The organism is Streptomyces sp. AM25 (assembly GCF_058146165.1).
Window position 1 is genome coordinate 1 of sequence record NZ_JBKIWN010000134.1, and the last position, 15,356, is coordinate 15,356.

The window sequence follows — 15,356 nt, forward strand, 5'->3', positions numbered from 1 at the left end:
GGTGCTCTGTGCCAGTTTCTCCGCCTAACTTCTAGCAGAAGTTGACGTGAGACCGGGGTGCGGTCGGTATCGTGAGCAGGAAGGTTGTGACTCGACAGCGTTGATCGGGGTGCTCTGTGCCAGTTTCTCCGCCTAACTTCTAGCAGAAGTTGACGTGAGACCGGGGTGCGGTCGGTATCGTGAGCAGGAAGGTTGTGACTCGACAGCGTTGATCGGGGTGCTCTGTGCCAGTTTCTCCGCCTAACTTCTAGCAGAAGTTGACGTGAGACCGAGGTGCGGTCGGTATCGTGAGGAGGAAGGTTGTGACTCGACAGCTCGACGCCCTTGATGATGCTGACCTGCACCATCGCTGACGGAGGGCTCCAAGTCGCAAAAGAAGGGGCCGCGCCTGCAGGGGCGCGACCCCCATCATGCGTCGTTGCCCCGACGCATTATGCGGAGTGCCGGGGTCCGGTTACGGCTCGTCTCAGCTTTCGAGCCACCGCGTCGCCGTATCCGCAAGGATGCGGACGAGTAAAGCGGTGAGGAACGCTGTGATGGTGCCAGCCGGGCCCTTCCTCCTGCGACGACGACGTTGTTTGGACATCTGCCATCACCCCTTCTATCAACAAGGGTCCGTGGGGAGGTCCCACAACCCCTTGCTGGCACCGGAGTTGGCCAGACGCCCTCACATGTCGTTGCCGCGATAGCCCAAGATAGCTGTGCCGATGGGGTGTTGTTCGCGTCTCGCGTGGATTCGATATAAGCGATCGGGGCCGGGTGCTAGCTGCTTGCGTTGCAGCCCGGCGGAAAAGTAGCTTGCAGCTGCTCTGACCTGACAGTCGGACGCCGGGACATGCCGCAGGTTGACCCTTGCTTGGACTGTGTTGGGCGGGCGAGACGGCTCATAGGCTTGGCTGTCACTGCCCTCACGGTCGACAACCGGAGGAGCCGTGCCAGAGCCGGGCAGGTGCCCCAGGTGTGGGGCCGTGCGTGAGGTCCCCTGGCGCCCGTGCCCGAAGTGCGGAGCCTGGTACCCCCGGTCTCACCCCGGTAGCACGTCGAGCACCTCAAGGTGATCGGCGAAGTCCTCCACGAGGCTCTCCAGGACGGCCTTGCCCTTCTCGGAGGTGGCGTAGGACGGGTAGCCGATGACTCCGCTTTCGGTGTACTCGGCCATGCCCATGGTGAGCAGGAAGCGCCGTTCCCCGCCTTCGTGGTCAGCGTCCTCGTAGCCGGGGCGCACGAGAGACGGTTCCGCGTGCAGCAGGATGGACGTCTCGATCTCTCCGGCGTGCATGTCGGCATGCGCGTCGGAGACGAGGCCGCCACGTTTGCGAGCGCGGGCCCAGTCGCTGCCGTGGGGGAAGAGGGTCATGCATGGGCCGTCCACGTTGGCCTCTTGGACGATGTTGGACAGCATGTAGTTGCCGCCGTGCCCGTTGATGATGATCAGTTTCGAGATGCCCGAGCGTGTGAGCGAGGCTCGGATGTCATCGATCATGGCGTAGAGGGTCTTGGCGCTGATGCTGACCGTCCCCGGCCATCCACTGTGCTCGTGGCTGCAAGCCATGGTGATGGGCGGCAGGAGGTGAACGTTGTAGGTGGCCGCGACTTCGCGGGCGATGATGCTGGCGATGGCAGTGTCTGTGATCAGTGGTAGGTACCGCCCGTGCTGCTCGAAGGAACCGACGGGGAGCACAGCGACGCGCGGGGCCCGCTCCTGGACGTCAGTGCTGGTGGTTGCCGGCAGTAGGTTCACGAGGTTCCTCCTCAGGCCGCATCAGTACCGCCATCGTGCCGATGCACAGGCTTGCTTGGCCTCCAAGTCGGCAGTGGACACCGGAGTTAACGGCGTGTCCGCCTCGTTCATGCAGGTCAGCGGGGGGTGCCGGGTGGTCGGACACTCCGGACACCTGCTTTGGCCTCGTGCTGCAGGACCCATTGCATGCGAAGCTGGGTAACAACCAGATGCCATGGGTGAGGTCGGAGTCGGGAGGTCGTGTGCCGCAGGCCAGTCCGCGAGGCACGTACTTGCAGATCTCAGAGTCTCTGAGACAGAAGATCAGAGCGGGAGAGATCGAGGAACAGTTGCCCTCCAAAGCCGAGTTGCGGCAGACCTACGGCGTAGGCGCGAGCACAATTGATCGCGCCCTCGGTGTGCTGAAGGCTGAGGGGCTTATCGAGTCTGTGCGCGGAGCCGCAAACTACGTGGCTGGTACGGGCGACCGCCGCCCACTTGTTGAGAAGATGACTGATCTGCTGAGGCGTGAAGGCGTCAAGCAGGGGGATGCATTTCTAACCGAAGTGGAGCTGTGCGAGAAGTTTGGTGCATCTCGTACAGCGGTCCGTTCGGCCATCGCCAATATGGAAGGGCAGGGGTTGTTGACTGTCGGTGCACCGGGGAAGAGGCGAGAAGTGCAGAATCTGCCCGACAAAAATCCTTTGTAAGGGGTGCACGTATGCAACTTAACCAGTGGGCCTACGGGTTGGCAGACTCGCTGCTGTCTGACCCCTTGCCCCGTCGGTGGGCGCATTCACTTGGAGTGGCGAAGCGAGCTCAGACCCTGCGGCCAATCCTTGGCGACGATTCGGAGCTCTTGGAGGCCGCGGCTGTCCTGCACGACATCGGCTACGCGCCCCGGCTCGTCAAGACCGGGTTTCACCCCCTTGACGGGGCCCGGTTCCTTCGTGAGGAACGTGCTGACGAACGCGTCGTACGGCTTGTGGCTCACCACACCTTCGCTCTGCTGGAAGCAGAGGAGCGTGGCCTACGTGACCAACTTGCAGCCGAGTTCCAGCTTGAGAAGGCTCATCTCGTCGACGCTTTGGTCTACTGCGACATGACAACCACTCCGAGCGGTGAGCAGACCAACCCGACGGAGCGAGTGACCGAGATCGTACGCCGCTACAGCCCCGATTCCATCGTGGGCCGGTTTATTCAGCGCGCCGAGCCTGAGATCTACGCAACGGTAGACCGGGTGAGCGGCCGCCTCGCGGTTGGCGCAGGTTAACCAACATATGGAGACGTGCGGGTCTCGTCCAAGGCGTGTTCGATGCGCAGCCGCATCGACGGATGGACGTTGAGTTCGTCCAGCTCGTTTGGGGAGACCCAGCGAACTTCCTTCGATTCCGCGCTTGTTCGCAAGCGGCCTCCAATCGGGCGGGCTCGGAAGCAGATGGTGAACTGCTGGCGCACTTCGCCGTCGTCGTAGGCCATGACGTGTGACGGATTCGTGTACACACCGGTGACGCGCTCGATTTCCACCTGGATGCCGGTCTCCTCCAAAACTTCCCGGACGGCCGTGTCGGCGATGGTCTCGCCGATGTCATGCCCTCCTCCGGGAAGCGCCCAGAGGTCGTTGTCCGTCTTGTGGATGACGAGCAGGCATCCCTCTTCGTTGAGTACTACTGCACTGGCCGATGGGACAACAGAGTTGGCCTTCGGTGCCTGCGGGTCGTGGAAGTAGTCGATTCGCCCCATGGTATGCCACCTCAGCAATCTTTCGGAGATGAAATAGGTCGCGCCGATTCCCATACTCGCTCAATACTCTCGGCATAGGTGTCGAAGACTTCCCCGCCGGGGACTCTCTGGATGTGGAGAACGGGGGCAAGCCAGGCGCTGATCCCGTAGACGTGAGTGTTTGCCAGCATTTCGTCATCAGCCCTGTACATGGAGTTGTACAGGGTAGTGTTGTGCAGTCGGAACTCTACGCCAGGTAGGCGGAATAAAGGCGTGCAGTTCACCAAGGCGTTCCTGGTCTTGCTGGCTTGTGCGTTGCCTACCCCTTCCTCTTGTCCGCGCACGGCAACCGCGTCGCATTCGGGGTCGCCGAACATGAAGCGCATGCGGAGGCCAGCGGCAGACTTCTCCTTGACGACGCGGTGAAATTCCAGATCTTCCGTGAGCCAGAAGGCGGAGTACGTCAGGACGTCGAACTTCTCCGTGGCCTTTGCGTACAGGTCGGTCCATAGATGGCCAGGTACGACGTTTCGGTGAGGGTAGAGCTTGATGAGCTCGGCCTGTCCCGCTTCGGTCACCTCGGACGCCGTGTGCTCCTCGGGCCACAGGTACGACACTTCGCGGCCGAGGAGCCTGGCGGTTGCGTACTTGTGCCGGCGGTAGGGAGGTCGCCCTCCGTTGATCCAGCGCTCGACCGTCTTGGCGTTCACGCCGACATGACCAGCGACGCCCTCAAGGGTGAGGCCGGCCTCCACGATCGCTCCCCGGAGCCGCTCGTTCGCCATGTCGACCTTCCGTCGGGCTGGGACGTGCTGGGACGTCTTGACCGTAGGCGAGACGTCCTCAACACGTCCAGGGCGGGGGTTACTTGTCTCGCTGTGGTCCTTGATTCTGATGGGGCATCGACGGCGACGGTTCGCCAGCTCAACTTCTCCAAGGGGCTTGACGGCGCCGAACCGGCATCGGCATGATGCGAGATAGGTACTACATACCTCGCTTCGACGGTATGGGCTCGATGCAACGCCTGCAAGACCTGTTTGACCTGCACGAAATGGGCCCCGCAAGGGGTCATGAGGCCCCGGGCGACCGGGGGCGAGGGACCCGGACCCTTGGCATTCCGGAGGGCACAGACCGAAAGGTCACGTCTCTGCCTGAAACGGGAGCACGCTCCCGAAGGAGACACGCAACACGTTCAACCTCCGCAGCGTTTCCGCGTTGCGGCCGGTTGCCTCCTCCGCCCGTCTCGCACGGGCGGGGTTGAGGGGAGCCGCGTGTACGGGCTTCAGCTGCCCGGACGGTCGTCTCTCACCACGGACCGCGACCGTCCGGCCCTCTCGCGAATCAGGAGATCAGCAATGGTCGAGCGCACCTTCGTCTCCGAGTCCACCGGCCCGATCGTCCTCGGGCTGGACCTGCCGATGGGCAGGGTCCGCGTTCAGGTTCTCGACAGCGTCACGACCGCCCGCGTAGTCCTGCGGACGGACGACTCGTCCGGCCCGGCCGCCGAGGCGGTCGACCGGGCCCGCAGCTCGCAGAACGGCCAGGCCATGGCCGTGGAGGTCCCCGAGATCCCCGGCAATGTGATGACGCAGAGCGTCAGCGGGAACCGGGTTGTGCAGAGCATGGAGACCGTGTACGGGTCGGTCACCGGCATGACCATCGTCAACGGCCGGGTCATCACCGGCGGGGGTACCGCCGTGATGGAGACGGTCAGCCCGATTGAGGCCATCGTCACCTTGCCGACCGGGTCCTCCCTCGCGGTCGTCTCTCAGTCTGCGGACGCCCGAGTTCGCGGTGACATCGAGCGCATGGAGTTCCGCTCCGTCTCCGGGGACTTGGAGATCAGCGGAGCCCGCAACCTGAGCGCGTCCACCACCTCCGGCGACGTGATCGTGGGCCGCCTGACCGACCGCCTCACCGCTCGCTCCGTCTCGGGCGACATCACCGTCGACCTGTACAGCGGCTCGGACGCCGAACTGACCACCACGTCCGGTGACATGGATGTACGCGCCACCGTCCGAGCCGTCGGCATCCTCCGCGCCAACACCGTCTCCGGCGACGTGCGGGTGAGCGGCGGCAGCCAGCTGCGGGTGAGCGCCAACAGCGTCTCCGGCCGCGTCTGCACCCGCTGACCTACCTCCCTCCCGCCGGGGCGGCCGCCTCTCACCACATCACCGCGGCCGCCCAGCCCTCTTCGTCCCTTCGACTTCAGGAGAGAGACCCGCATGCGTACGTACATCGGCGGCCAGCAGGCCGTCAGTGACATCGAGTGCGCCGAACTCGCCCTCGGCACCCTGCTGGAGCTGTGGCTCGGGGTGGAGGGCGAGAGCGCTGAGGAACGCGCGGCCCGGCGGGACGCGGCCCGCGACATCCTCGTCGAGGACCCGGAGATGCCCGACCGGACGGCCCGCGCTGTCCTGGACGTCGTCGAGTCCAACGCGCCGTCCCTGTTCAACGTCCGCCCTCTGACGAGCCCCGGCAGGGCCGAGTCCCGCACGGCCGGCAAGGCGGTGGCGTGATGCGTGCGCTGATCAGCGGTACTCGTGCCAACGGCTCGCACCGTCGTGCGGGTGAGCTCGCCTTCGAGCTGGCCCCCGACCCGGGGCTGCGCGAGGCGGCCTGCACTGCCTTCTCCCCGGCCCTGTTCTTCACCGAGGAGAGCGACGAGGAGTCGGTGGCTCTGGCCCGGGACCTGTGCTCGCTGTGCCCGGTCAAGGAGGCCTGCCTGGCGCTCGCGCTGGAGACGGAGGGCTGCGCCCGCCCCTACATGCGCTTCGGGATCTGGGGCGGGACGACTCCCAAGGAGCGGTACGCGCTCTACCGGCACAAGCACGAGACCACTGCCGCGGCGGTGACGAGGCCGGGCGTGTGCGGGACCTGCCGGGGCTACACCAGGCACCGCCGCTCCGGCGAAGACGCATGCGACGCCTGCCGGTCCGCCGTGGCCGCAGACAGCCGTCGCCGTCGCCGCGCGAACCGTCCAGTGAAGGAGGCAGCGTGATGGCCACGACCCGAACTCCCGCTCCCAGCACGGCACACGTTCCGCTGGAGCAGCTGCTCGACGAGCTTCGGGCCCTGCAGCCCGGCTTGGAACTGGCCGAACAGCGGCACCAATTCCTCGACCTGGACGCCCACTTGGTCCGGGACGACTACAGCAAGCCCGCCCGTACCGACAACGCCTCCGTGCGTGAGAGTGAGGGTGCGCCATGAGCAGCATGCTCACTGCGCTGCTGGCCGGCCTCCCATGGGCGGCCTGCTGGTCGCTGCATGCGTTGCGGTGCCGCCACCGGATCGAGCGGGCGCGCCGCGATCCGCTGACCGGCTTGCCGGGACGTGCCGCCTTTGAGGCTCAGGCCAGCAGGCTGATGCGCGTGGGAAGCACCGCGGTTGCCTTCGTGGACCTGGACGCCTTCAAGGCCGTCAACGACGAGCACGGTCACGCGGCGGGGGATGCGGCGCTGGTGACGACGGCGGAGCGTCTGGCCGGATGGGCCGAACCGCTCCGCGGGTACGTGGCCCGGCTGGGAGGCGACGAATTCGTTCTCGCCCTGCCCACCCCGGACGACTTGCCCTCCGCCCTGGGTGCGCTGCACGCCGCCTTGAGCAAGCCGGTGCCTTACCGCCAAGTCCAGCTGCTGACAGGTGCCTCCATCGGGGCGTTCGTCGCCGAGGGGCTGCCGGAGCCGGCGCGGGAGCGGGCGATGCGGCTGGCGGACGAGGCGATGTACGCGGCCAAGCGCAATGGAGGCGGCTGGCAGATCGCGCAGAGCCCGGTTCCGTCCATGACCACGACACGCGGGCGCAGGACCGGGCGCCGTGGCACGTCAACTCCTGCTGTGCGGTGGGGTGGGAACGGGTGAAGCCCTCCGTCATGAGCGCGGCCCAGATCCAGTCCGCTGAGCGCACGCTGTCCGTCGGCACGTGGGGCATCACCTTCGGCGCGGTGCTCTACTCCGTCCTGACCGTCACGCCGCTCGTGCTGAGGGTGACGGCGGCCGGGTGGGAGTGGACAGCCCCGATCCTGCCCGTCGTCGTGGACGCCGCGGTTGTCATCGTCGTCCGGCTCGACTCCACCGTTGCCCGCCTCGGGGGTTCGGCCGGGCGGTGGCCGGCGGTCCTGCGATGGCTGACCGGGATCATGACCCTGGCGCTGAACATTGGCGACAGTGCGCTCAAGCACGACGCGGTGGGAGTGGCCGTTCACGCGGTCGCTCCGACACTGCTCATCGTCACCTCCGAGGCAGGCCTTGCCTACCGGCGGGCGATCGCGAAAGCCCTGGATCGGATCGAGCATGAACAGCTCGAACAGCGTGCGCGTGAACAGCGGGAGCTGGCCGAGCGTGAACGCCTGGCACGTGAGGAACGTCAACAGCAGCGTGCCGCGGAGGAACGCCGCGAGCGCGAGGCGCGTGAACACCAGGCCCGGCTGGAGCGCGAACGCGCCGAGCGGGAAGCGGCTCAGCTTCGTGAGCAGCGGGAGTACGAGGACCGGCTGCGTCGCGAGGAAGCCGAACGCGCCGAACGCGAACGGTGTGAGCAGCGCGAGTACGAGCAGGCACGCGAAGAGCATGAACGGGTGGAACGCGAGCGCCGTGAACAGCACGAACGCGCCGAACGTGAACGCCTGGAACAACAACAGCGCGAAGAGCGCGAGCAGCGGGAGAAGGCCGCCCGTGAACGCGCCGAGAAAGCCGCTCGTGAACGGGCGGCCCATGCACGGACCGCTGCCAAGCCGAAGCCGGTGAACACCCCAGCGTCCGCGAAGATGAGCGAGAGCAAGGCGCGCGAAGCGGTGCGTGCCGGCAAGGCAGCGGGCCACTCCGTGCGTCAGATCGCTGACCTGACCGGCTGGTCGATCGGGTGGGTCAGCCAGCGCATGAACGAGACGCCGGCTGACGCCACCGAAGAGGCGTGCGCGGCATGACGTCGGCCGCCTTCGGCACGTACTACGACCCGAACGGCTCCAGGTGGGGGACACCCACCTACCCGTGGCGCCTGGCACCCGAAGGCCTCGCGACCCGCAGGCAGCTGCGGGCCCGAGGCCTTCGGCCCGGCGGCCAGCCCATCGCAGCCCAGGTGATGAGGCGCTCCAGGCGCCGCAGGACCGGAGCGCTGGTCGCCTACCTCTACCGACTCGACAAGGCCGCGCCCGTGCGGCCGATGACCCCGGGCAAGCAGGCCGCTCTCGCCAAAGCGATGACCGCCCGCCGCACCTGCCCCGTCTGCACGACGGACGCCGGGTACTGCATCCCGGCCTCGCTGGGCATGTGCGTGACCTGCGCCTACCCCCAGGACCAGAGCGCATAGCGGAAGGAGATCCGCATGCACGTGCACCTGTTCTCCGTGAAGGCGAAGCTCCGCCGCTTGGCCTTCCCCCTGGCCCTTCTCACCGCGGCGGCTGTCGGCAGCGAAGACGCCCGACAGCTGGTCGCCCGCCACGTCCCCTGGGCTCTCACCGCCGAGTGCGCCCTGGCGGTGTTCGCCACCGTCGAAGTCGCCGTGCGCGAGTTGCTGCTGCGGCTGTGCGGTGAGACGCACCGCTGCCGCATCGACGGCTGCCGCTTCCGGATACGGCTCACCTGCCCCAACGCGGTCCAGTCCCGCCGCTGGCAGGAGATTGTCGCCGCCCATCCCACCCACCGACTGCACCACCACTGATCTCCAAGGAGACACCTGTGACGACTCAGTCCGGACAGACTCCCACCACGCCTGCCCCTGCTGCGCAGGGCTCGTACATGTACCTGCTGACCTTGGACAAGCCCGGTTTTGTCTCGGGTAGTTGGCACGGGACCTGGACGCCGCCCCCCGGCGCGACGCGCCGGGATGCGCTCGTGCAGCTCATGGAACAGATCGAGAAGGAGGACCCGCGGTTCGCCGGGTCCACCATCGTCTTCTTCTCGCTGGAGCCCAACCAGCTCTGACCCGCACCGCACCTCTGCAGGGCCCGGCCGCCCACCTTCCACAGCGCCGGCCGGGCCCTGTTCCCTCACCAGCGGAAGGAACCACCAGTGAATCACCCTGACGACGGCGAGCTGTTCAACCGGCTGGAAGCCGAGATGGCCGCCGAATTGGAGCCCGAAGCGGGCGGTGCGGTAGTCGACTTGGGCCAAGCTCGGTCGGCCCGTGCCGGGTCGACCGACGCCGCCGCCGACCCGTCCTCCCGCCCTCACATGGGAGAAGGGAGCGAGGAGGAGGCCGAGCAGGAGGCTCAGCCTGCCCCCGCCCCTGCCGACGATGAACCCGCTGACCCGGTGGTGATGGTCGATCCTCCCTCCCCGGCCGGGCCAGGGCTGATGGATCGGCTGCGCAGCGGCAAGCGGCGCGATGTAATCCCGGCCTGGGCCCGTTCGAAGAGCGAGTTCAAGAACGCTGCCACCTGGTTGGGCGGCTACGCCTGGCACACCACCGCCTACCACGCGGTGCGGCTGCCCTGGTACGGGGCGCGGCTGGCCTTCCAGGCCCCGGTCGGCGCCGCGAAGTTCGTCGGCGGTGCGATGCGCTGGGTCACCGACGCCGAGGGCGAGCCGCTGCGGCAGGCCGCCGCACGGCGGGAGAACGCCGAGGAGTACCTGAAGCTGTCCCGGCTGCGCGACGGCCGGGTCAGGATGCGCGGCATCCTGATGGCGGCCGCGCTCCTGCTCGGCCCCGTCCTCGCCGTCGTGCTGTTCGTGCTCGCCCCGGCATGGCTCACCGTGCTCTCCGTCGCGGTGCTGACGGCCGGGCTCGGTTTTCTGGGCGCGCCCGGCGACAAGCCGGTCATCTCCCGCGCCGTGGTCACCACCGAAGTCGAGCGCCTGACCTCCGGCATCGTGGAACGCGCGCTGGGAGCCCTGGGCATCGCCGAGATCAACAAGGCGCTGGCCAAGGGCGGCGAGGGCATCAAGTTCCCTGCCCCGATCACCCGCGACGGTCCCGGCTGGCGCGCGGACGTGGACCTGCCCTACGGGGTGACCGTGCCGGACATCCTCGACCGGCGGGAGAAGCTCGCCTCCGGCCTGCGCCGGCCGCTCGGCTGCGTATGGCCCGAGCCGGTTGCGGACGAGCACGCCGGGCGGATGATGCTCTGGGTCGGCGACAAGGCCCTGAACAAAGTGCCCCCGCCCGCCTGGCCGCTGGCCAAGTCCGGTACGGCCTCGTTGTTTAAGCCGCTGCCGTTCGGCACTGACCAGCGCGGCCGCAACGTCGACATCACGCTGATGTACGACAACGTCCTCATCGGCGCGATGCCGGGCATGGGCAAGACCTTCTCCCTGCGCACGCCGCTGCTGGCCGCGGCGCTGGATCCGCTGGCAGAGCTGCTGATCTGGGAGCTGAAGGGCACCGGCGACCTGGACCCGCTCAAGCAGGTGGCCGCCGACTACGGCTCCGGCCCCGACGACGAGACCTGCGCTGCCGCGCTGGAGTCGATCCGCTACGTCTACAAGGACCTTGAGCGTCGGGCCAAGGTCATCAGCTCTCTGCCAAAGGACAAGTGCCCGGAGAACAAGGTCACTCCGCAGCTCGCGGCCGTCCCCTCCCTGGGGCTGCACCCGCTGGTGCTGGCCATCGACGAGTGCCAAGAGCTGTTCTCCCACGAGAAGTACGGCAAGGAAGCCGGATCCCTGTGCACGGCCATCATCAAACGCGGCCGGGCCCTGGGCGTGATCCTGCTGCTGGCCACCCAGCGCCCCGACAAGGAGTCGCTGCCCCCGGCCATCAGCGCCAACGTCGGCACCCGGTTCTGCCTGCGCGTGATGGGCCAGATCGAGAACGACATGATCCTCGGCACCTCGATGTACAAGAACGGCATCCGCGCAACCTCGTTCACCAAGTCCGACAAGGGCATCGGCTACCTGGTCGGCGCCGCCGACGACCCGCAGATCGTGCGCGGCTACTACCTCGATAACCCCGCCGCCGACGTCATCTGCACCCGCGCCCGCACCGCCCGCGAGGACGCAGGCACCCTCACCGGCCTCGCCGCCGGCCACGAGCCCGAGCGGCGCACCGCGGTCGACACGCTGCTCGACGACATCCTCGCCGTCGTCCCGGCGACGGAGGCCAAGCCGTGGAACGACGTCACCGTCGACCGGCTCGCCGAGCTGCGGCCCGAACTGTACGGGCCGTGGGCGGAGCTGGAGCCCGCCGAGAAGGCACGTCAGCTGACCACCGCGCTCAAGCCGCACGGCATCACCACGGGACAGGTGGCCCGCCGGATCAACGGCAAGACCGTCAACCGGACCGGCTTCGAGCGCTCCCACATCCTGCAGGCGATAGCAGAGCGTGACCGAAAGCGGGACGCGGGCTGACCCGCGGCCCCCTCTAGCGCTAGAGGTCCGACCCTCTAGCGCTAGAGGACCCGCTAGCGGCCCGCACGGCATCTGATCAGGCCGCTAGACGATAGCGGCCCACCTGCGGAAACCCGCGAAACTGCCCTCGGAGGCACTTCATGAGCCCGATCCTGCTCGCTATCGCTCTTCTGGTGCTCATCACACTGAGTTACGTAACGCTGTGTGCGGCTTCGCCGTTCGGGAACTGCCGCAAGTGCCACGGCTTCGGCTTCCAGATGAAGAACGACCGCAAGGGACGCCCACGGCGCGGCAAGGACTGCCGCCGCTGCAAGGGGCTCGGCAAGCGCATACGCGTCGGCCGCCACCTGTGGAACCTGTGGGCCCGCACCTACCGCGACGGCACCCGCTGATGCGCCGCCTGCTCGGCCTCGCGCTCGCCGCCGTCCTCCTGGGCCTGGCCGTCAGCGGCTGCCCCGCCGCCCCGCACGCCGACCCCGACGGCCCGCCGCCCACCACCATCCGCATGCCGCAACAGCCCTGAAGGAGGCGCCACATGGCCATCAAGGTCTCGCTCGTCGCCCTGTTCGGCCTGGTCCTGTTCTTCCTGCTCCGCTCCAAGTCCCTCGGCTACGGCTCCGCGTTCATCGCCATCATGTTCGGCTTCTACCTCGCCGCCACCGGCGCCTCCAAGCCCGTGAACGACCTCACCACGGCCGTTGTCGACGCCGTCGGCAAACTCATCTGAAGGGAGCCCGGGCCGTGAACCAACCCGTTGCGCGCCACTGGCTCGCACTCGCCGCGCCCAAGGCCGCCCCCGCCCTCGCCACCTCTACCGTCCTCATCCTCGGCCGGATCTGGAACGCCAACGGCGCCCAGCACTCCACCGGCGACGCCGCCTTGATGACGATCCTGGCGGCCGGAGCCGCGGCTGCCGGCACCGTCTCCTCCACCGGGTGGGCCGGAGATCCCGTCATCGCCGGTACCGCCTTCGCTGCCTCCGGCGGCCTCGCCCTCGCCGGAGTCGCCGGATACTCCGACGGTCTCTCCCTGCCCCTGCTGCTGTGGGCCGTGGCGACCGCCCTCGCCTACGCACTCGCCGCCCGCTACTGGCGCGCCGACCGCCGCGAAGTCGCCGCCCACGAGCGGCACATGGCCGAGCGCCATGCCGAGCACGCGCACGTTGAGCGAGTCGAGGCCCTGCGCGCCGGAGCGCAGATCGAGGTGGCCCGTACGGGCGCCGCCTACGCCGAGCAGCTGGCCACGGCCCTCGTCACCCGCGCCGCCCTGCCCGGCTTCAACCCGCAGGCCCTCGCCGAGGCGGGCCTGCCCGAACTGCCCATGAGCAAGGAGGACTGAGCTGTGATCCCCGACCCCACCAACTACGACGACTACGTCGAGGCCTTCGACTGCGAGCTGTGCTACCCGGTCGACGGCTCCGAGCCGTACGAGTACGCGCACTGCTGCCTGTGCGGCGCCGACGGCTCCAGCGAACGCCCCGACTGCACCTGCGAGTAGCAACCGGAAAGAGGACAGCCGTGTTCGAGATCCGCATCATCTGCGACCAGCAGGACATCGTCGAGATCAGCAAGACCCTGTCCCGAGCCTTCACCACCGGCGCATACCGCACGCACCCCACGCGTGACGGCCGGCGGGCGCGGGTGTACGTCACGGCCGACCACAGGCCCGGCGAGCCCACGGCGGTGGAATGGGCGGATGCAGAGACCGCCTACGCAGGCGCCCCGTCCATCGTGAAGGAAATGGGCAATGTCCTGGAGTTGTCCATGCAGCTCAACCGGCCCGGCGGACGCACCCCAGCCGCCGAACGCGAACAGCAGCTGCGCAAGGCAGCCCTGCTCGACCGGATCGCTCTGGACGAGAGCGCCACCTTCGCCCCGGACGTGGCCGCCGACGCAGTCGAGACCGCCGAAGCCGCTGCCATTGCCTTCGCTCTCGCCGACCACGCGCACGGCCACGGCAACCAGCCCACGGGTCCGAAGGCGAAGCACTGGGCCAAGACCACCTACCGCGGCTACGTCCGCCAGGAATACGCAATCTGGCAGCAGATCTGCGTCTGCGATGACTTTGGGGAAGGCCCTTGCCCGGCCCACCCCAGCCTCGACGCCTGAATCCGCCCGGGGCGGCCGCCTCTCGCCACAAGACCGCGGCCGCCCCGGCTCTCCGCCCCTTCGACAGGAACAGGAGCTGTCCTGTGCTGACCCTGACCGATCTGTTTTGCGGCGCCGGAGGCTCGTCCACCGGCGCCATCGCCGTCCCCGGCGTGCGTATCCGCATGGCCGCCAACCATGCCCGGCACGCCGTTGACACCCACCAGGCCAACCACCCCGACGCCGACCACGATTGCGCTGACCTCTCCCAGGTCGAACCGCGCCGCTACCCGGCAACGGACATCCTGTGGGCGTCCCCGGAGTGCACCAACCACTCGATCGCCAAGGGCCGCCGTCGCGGCCACGGTGACTACGGCGACGGGCTGTTCGCCCCGGACGGCACCGACGAAGCCGCGATCCGCAGCCGGGCCACCATGCACGACGTGCCTCGCTTCGCCGAAGCCCACCGCTACCGCGCGATCATCGTCGAGAACGTCGTCGACGCCTACTGGTGGGGCACCGAACAGGCCCCCGGCGCCGCCTTCCAGGCCTGGCTGACCACCCTGCATGCCTGGGGCTACGAACACCACATCGTGTGGATGAACTCCATGCACGCAGCCCGCTTCGGACCGCCTGCCCCGCAGTCCAGGGACCGCATGTACGTCGTGCTCTGGCGCAAGGGCGAGCGCGCCCCCGACTTCGACAAGTGGACCCGCCCGTATGCCCATTGCCCCACCCACGGGCGTATCCGTGCCATGCAGGCCTTCAAGCGCGTGGACCGGCGCTGGGGCCGCTACGGCAAGCGGGCGCAGTACCTGTGGCGCTGCCCGCACACCGAGTGCCGCAACACCGTGGTCGAGCCGCAGGTACGCCCGGCCGGCGACGCCATCGACTGGAGCCTCCCGGCCGCAGCGATCGGGGAGCGCAAGCGCCCGCTGGCAGTCGACACGATGCGCCGCATCCGGGCCGGGTTCGCCGCCTTCGCCGAGCCGCTCGCGGTGCCCGTGGAAGGCCGGGACGGCAAGCGCGCCGCCCCCGCCTCTGAACCCCTGCGCACGGTCACCACCCGCAACGAGACCGGCCTGGCCCTGCCCCCGTACATGGTCGAACTGCGCGGCGGCAGCTCCTCCCACCGCGCCATCAGTGAACCGCTGGCCACCGTGTGCGCCTCCGGCAACCACCACGGCATCGTCACCACACCCGGCCTGGTCGTGCCGTACTACAGCAACGGCACCGCCCGCCCTGCCACCTGGCCCCTGCCCACCGTCACCACCATCGACCGCCACGGCGCCCTGTACGGCGGCACCGTCTCCGCACTGGAAGAGTGCCGGTTCCGGATGCTGGAACCCCACGAGTACGCCGCCGCGATGGCCTTCCCCGACGGCTACAAGCTGCTCGCCAGCGACAAGCGCACCCGCGTGCTGATGCTCGGCAACGCCGTCACCCCGCCTGCCGCACGCGACCTGGTCGCCATGGTCACCGAGGCCATCACCGGCACCGAGCTCGAACCTGCTGCCTGAACACGGCCCGGGGCGGCCGGCC

22 protein-coding genes are annotated in these 15,356 nt (G+C 68.2%); 19 read left to right on the forward strand and 3 right to left on the reverse strand.

Annotated features, from left to right (window positions below):
• Positions 1–1,024: 1,024 nt before the first annotated feature.
• On the reverse strand, positions 1,025–1,741 hold the full coding sequence (locus ACLHRZ_RS39150) for a creatininase family protein (protein ID WP_490423376.1): 717 nt from the start codon (positions 1,739–1,741) through the stop codon (positions 1,025–1,027).
• A gap of 272 nt (positions 1,742–2,013) precedes the next feature.
• Here ACLHRZ_RS39150 and ACLHRZ_RS39155 point away from each other — a divergent pair, with 272 nt between their 5' ends.
• Both ACLHRZ_RS39155 and ACLHRZ_RS39160 read left to right on the forward strand, forming a co-directional pair.
• Positions 2,014–2,430, forward strand: coding sequence for a GntR family transcriptional regulator (locus ACLHRZ_RS39155; protein ID WP_490423377.1), 417 nt, complete (start codon positions 2,014–2,016; stop codon positions 2,428–2,430).
• A gap of 11 nt (positions 2,431–2,441) precedes the next feature.
• Positions 2,442–2,993, forward strand: a complete 552-nt coding sequence (locus ACLHRZ_RS39160; RefSeq protein WP_490423378.1) for an HD domain-containing protein — start codon at positions 2,442–2,444, stop codon at positions 2,991–2,993.
• Here ACLHRZ_RS39160 and ACLHRZ_RS39165 read toward each other — a convergent pair.
• Together ACLHRZ_RS39165 and ACLHRZ_RS39170 are read right to left on the reverse strand one after the other, a co-directional pair.
• Complete coding sequence (locus tag ACLHRZ_RS39165; RefSeq protein WP_490423379.1) at positions 2,990–3,463, reverse strand: NUDIX hydrolase; 474 nt, start codon at positions 3,461–3,463, stop codon at positions 2,990–2,992. The genes ACLHRZ_RS39160 and ACLHRZ_RS39165 overlap by 4 nt on opposite strands.
• An 11-nt stretch (positions 3,464–3,474) precedes the next feature.
• Positions 3,475–4,227 carry a helix-turn-helix domain-containing protein gene (locus ACLHRZ_RS39170; protein ID WP_358342708.1) on the reverse strand — a complete coding sequence of 251 codons (753 nt, stop codon included), beginning with the start codon at positions 4,225–4,227 and terminating at the stop codon, positions 3,475–3,477.
• Positions 4,228–4,797: 570 nt separating this feature from the next.
• Here ACLHRZ_RS39170 and ACLHRZ_RS39175 point away from each other — a divergent pair.
• From ACLHRZ_RS39175 to ACLHRZ_RS39255, 17 genes are all read left to right on the forward strand, one after another.
• Positions 4,798–5,574 carry a DUF4097 family beta strand repeat-containing protein gene (locus ACLHRZ_RS39175; protein ID WP_490423380.1) on the forward strand — a complete coding sequence of 259 codons (777 nt, stop codon included), beginning with the start codon at positions 4,798–4,800 and terminating at the stop codon, positions 5,572–5,574.
• A 93-nt stretch (positions 5,575–5,667) separates the two neighbouring features.
• Positions 5,668–5,961, forward strand: a complete 294-nt coding sequence (locus tag ACLHRZ_RS39180) for a hypothetical protein (RefSeq protein WP_490423381.1) — start codon at positions 5,668–5,670, stop codon at positions 5,959–5,961.
• Complete coding sequence (locus tag ACLHRZ_RS39185) at positions 5,961–6,443, forward strand: WhiB family transcriptional regulator (protein ID WP_490423382.1); 483 nt, start codon at positions 5,961–5,963, stop codon at positions 6,441–6,443. Before ACLHRZ_RS39180 ends, ACLHRZ_RS39185 begins: the two co-directional genes overlap by 1 nt.
• Positions 6,443–6,652 (forward strand): hypothetical protein, encoded by a 210-nt coding sequence (locus ACLHRZ_RS39190; protein WP_490423383.1) that lies wholly within the window; start codon positions 6,443–6,445, stop codon positions 6,650–6,652. Before ACLHRZ_RS39185 ends, ACLHRZ_RS39190 begins: the two co-directional genes overlap by 1 nt.
• The gene (locus ACLHRZ_RS39195) at positions 6,649–7,302 is read left to right on the forward strand and encodes a GGDEF domain-containing protein (RefSeq protein WP_490423384.1); all 654 of its coding nucleotides are present in this window, start codon (positions 6,649–6,651) and stop codon (positions 7,300–7,302) included. Before ACLHRZ_RS39190 ends, ACLHRZ_RS39195 begins: the two co-directional genes overlap by 4 nt.
• 11 nt (positions 7,303–7,313) lie before the next feature.
• Positions 7,314–8,366, forward strand: a complete 1,053-nt coding sequence (locus ACLHRZ_RS39200) for a DUF2637 domain-containing protein (protein ID WP_490423385.1) — start codon at positions 7,314–7,316, stop codon at positions 8,364–8,366.
• Positions 8,363–8,749 (forward strand): RRQRL motif-containing zinc-binding protein, encoded by a 387-nt coding sequence (locus tag ACLHRZ_RS39205; RefSeq protein WP_490423386.1) that lies wholly within the window; start codon positions 8,363–8,365, stop codon positions 8,747–8,749. Before ACLHRZ_RS39200 ends, ACLHRZ_RS39205 begins: the two co-directional genes overlap by 4 nt.
• A gap of 15 nt (positions 8,750–8,764) precedes the next feature.
• Positions 8,765–9,100: a hypothetical protein gene (locus tag ACLHRZ_RS39210; RefSeq protein ID WP_490423387.1), complete on the forward strand. Its 336-nt coding sequence runs from the start codon at positions 8,765–8,767 to the stop codon at positions 9,098–9,100.
• 17 nt (positions 9,101–9,117) lie between these two features.
• Positions 9,118–9,363, forward strand: a complete 246-nt coding sequence (locus ACLHRZ_RS39215; protein ID WP_490423388.1) for a hypothetical protein — start codon at positions 9,118–9,120, stop codon at positions 9,361–9,363.
• Between the two features lie 87 nt (positions 9,364–9,450).
• Complete coding sequence (locus ACLHRZ_RS39220) at positions 9,451–11,727, forward strand: cell division protein FtsK (protein ID WP_490423389.1); 2,277 nt, start codon at positions 9,451–9,453, stop codon at positions 11,725–11,727.
• A gap of 140 nt (positions 11,728–11,867) precedes the next feature.
• The gene (locus ACLHRZ_RS39225) at positions 11,868–12,119 is read left to right on the forward strand and encodes a hypothetical protein (protein WP_490423390.1); all 252 of its coding nucleotides are present in this window, start codon (positions 11,868–11,870) and stop codon (positions 12,117–12,119) included.
• Positions 12,119–12,250, forward strand: a complete 132-nt coding sequence (locus ACLHRZ_RS39230; protein ID WP_358342727.1) for a hypothetical protein — start codon at positions 12,119–12,121, stop codon at positions 12,248–12,250. The genes ACLHRZ_RS39225 and ACLHRZ_RS39230 overlap by 1 nt, the downstream gene beginning before the upstream one ends.
• A gap of 12 nt (positions 12,251–12,262) precedes the next feature.
• Entirely contained in the window at positions 12,263–12,454 is a 192-nt protein-coding gene (locus tag ACLHRZ_RS39235) for a hypothetical protein (protein WP_490423391.1), read from the forward strand.
• Between the two features lie 14 nt (positions 12,455–12,468).
• On the forward strand, positions 12,469–13,065 hold the full coding sequence (locus tag ACLHRZ_RS39240; RefSeq protein ID WP_490423392.1) for a hypothetical protein: 597 nt from the start codon (positions 12,469–12,471) through the stop codon (positions 13,063–13,065).
• Between the two features lie 3 nt (positions 13,066–13,068).
• On the forward strand, positions 13,069–13,224 hold the full coding sequence (locus ACLHRZ_RS39245) for a hypothetical protein (RefSeq protein WP_490423393.1): 156 nt from the start codon (positions 13,069–13,071) through the stop codon (positions 13,222–13,224).
• Positions 13,225–13,244: 20 nt separating this feature from the next.
• Positions 13,245–13,835: a hypothetical protein gene (locus ACLHRZ_RS39250; RefSeq protein ID WP_490423394.1), complete on the forward strand. Its 591-nt coding sequence runs from the start codon at positions 13,245–13,247 to the stop codon at positions 13,833–13,835.
• A gap of 83 nt (positions 13,836–13,918) precedes the next feature.
• Entirely contained in the window at positions 13,919–15,334 is a 1,416-nt protein-coding gene (locus tag ACLHRZ_RS39255; RefSeq protein ID WP_490423395.1) for a DNA cytosine methyltransferase, read from the forward strand.
• Positions 15,335–15,356 lie beyond the last annotated feature (22 nt).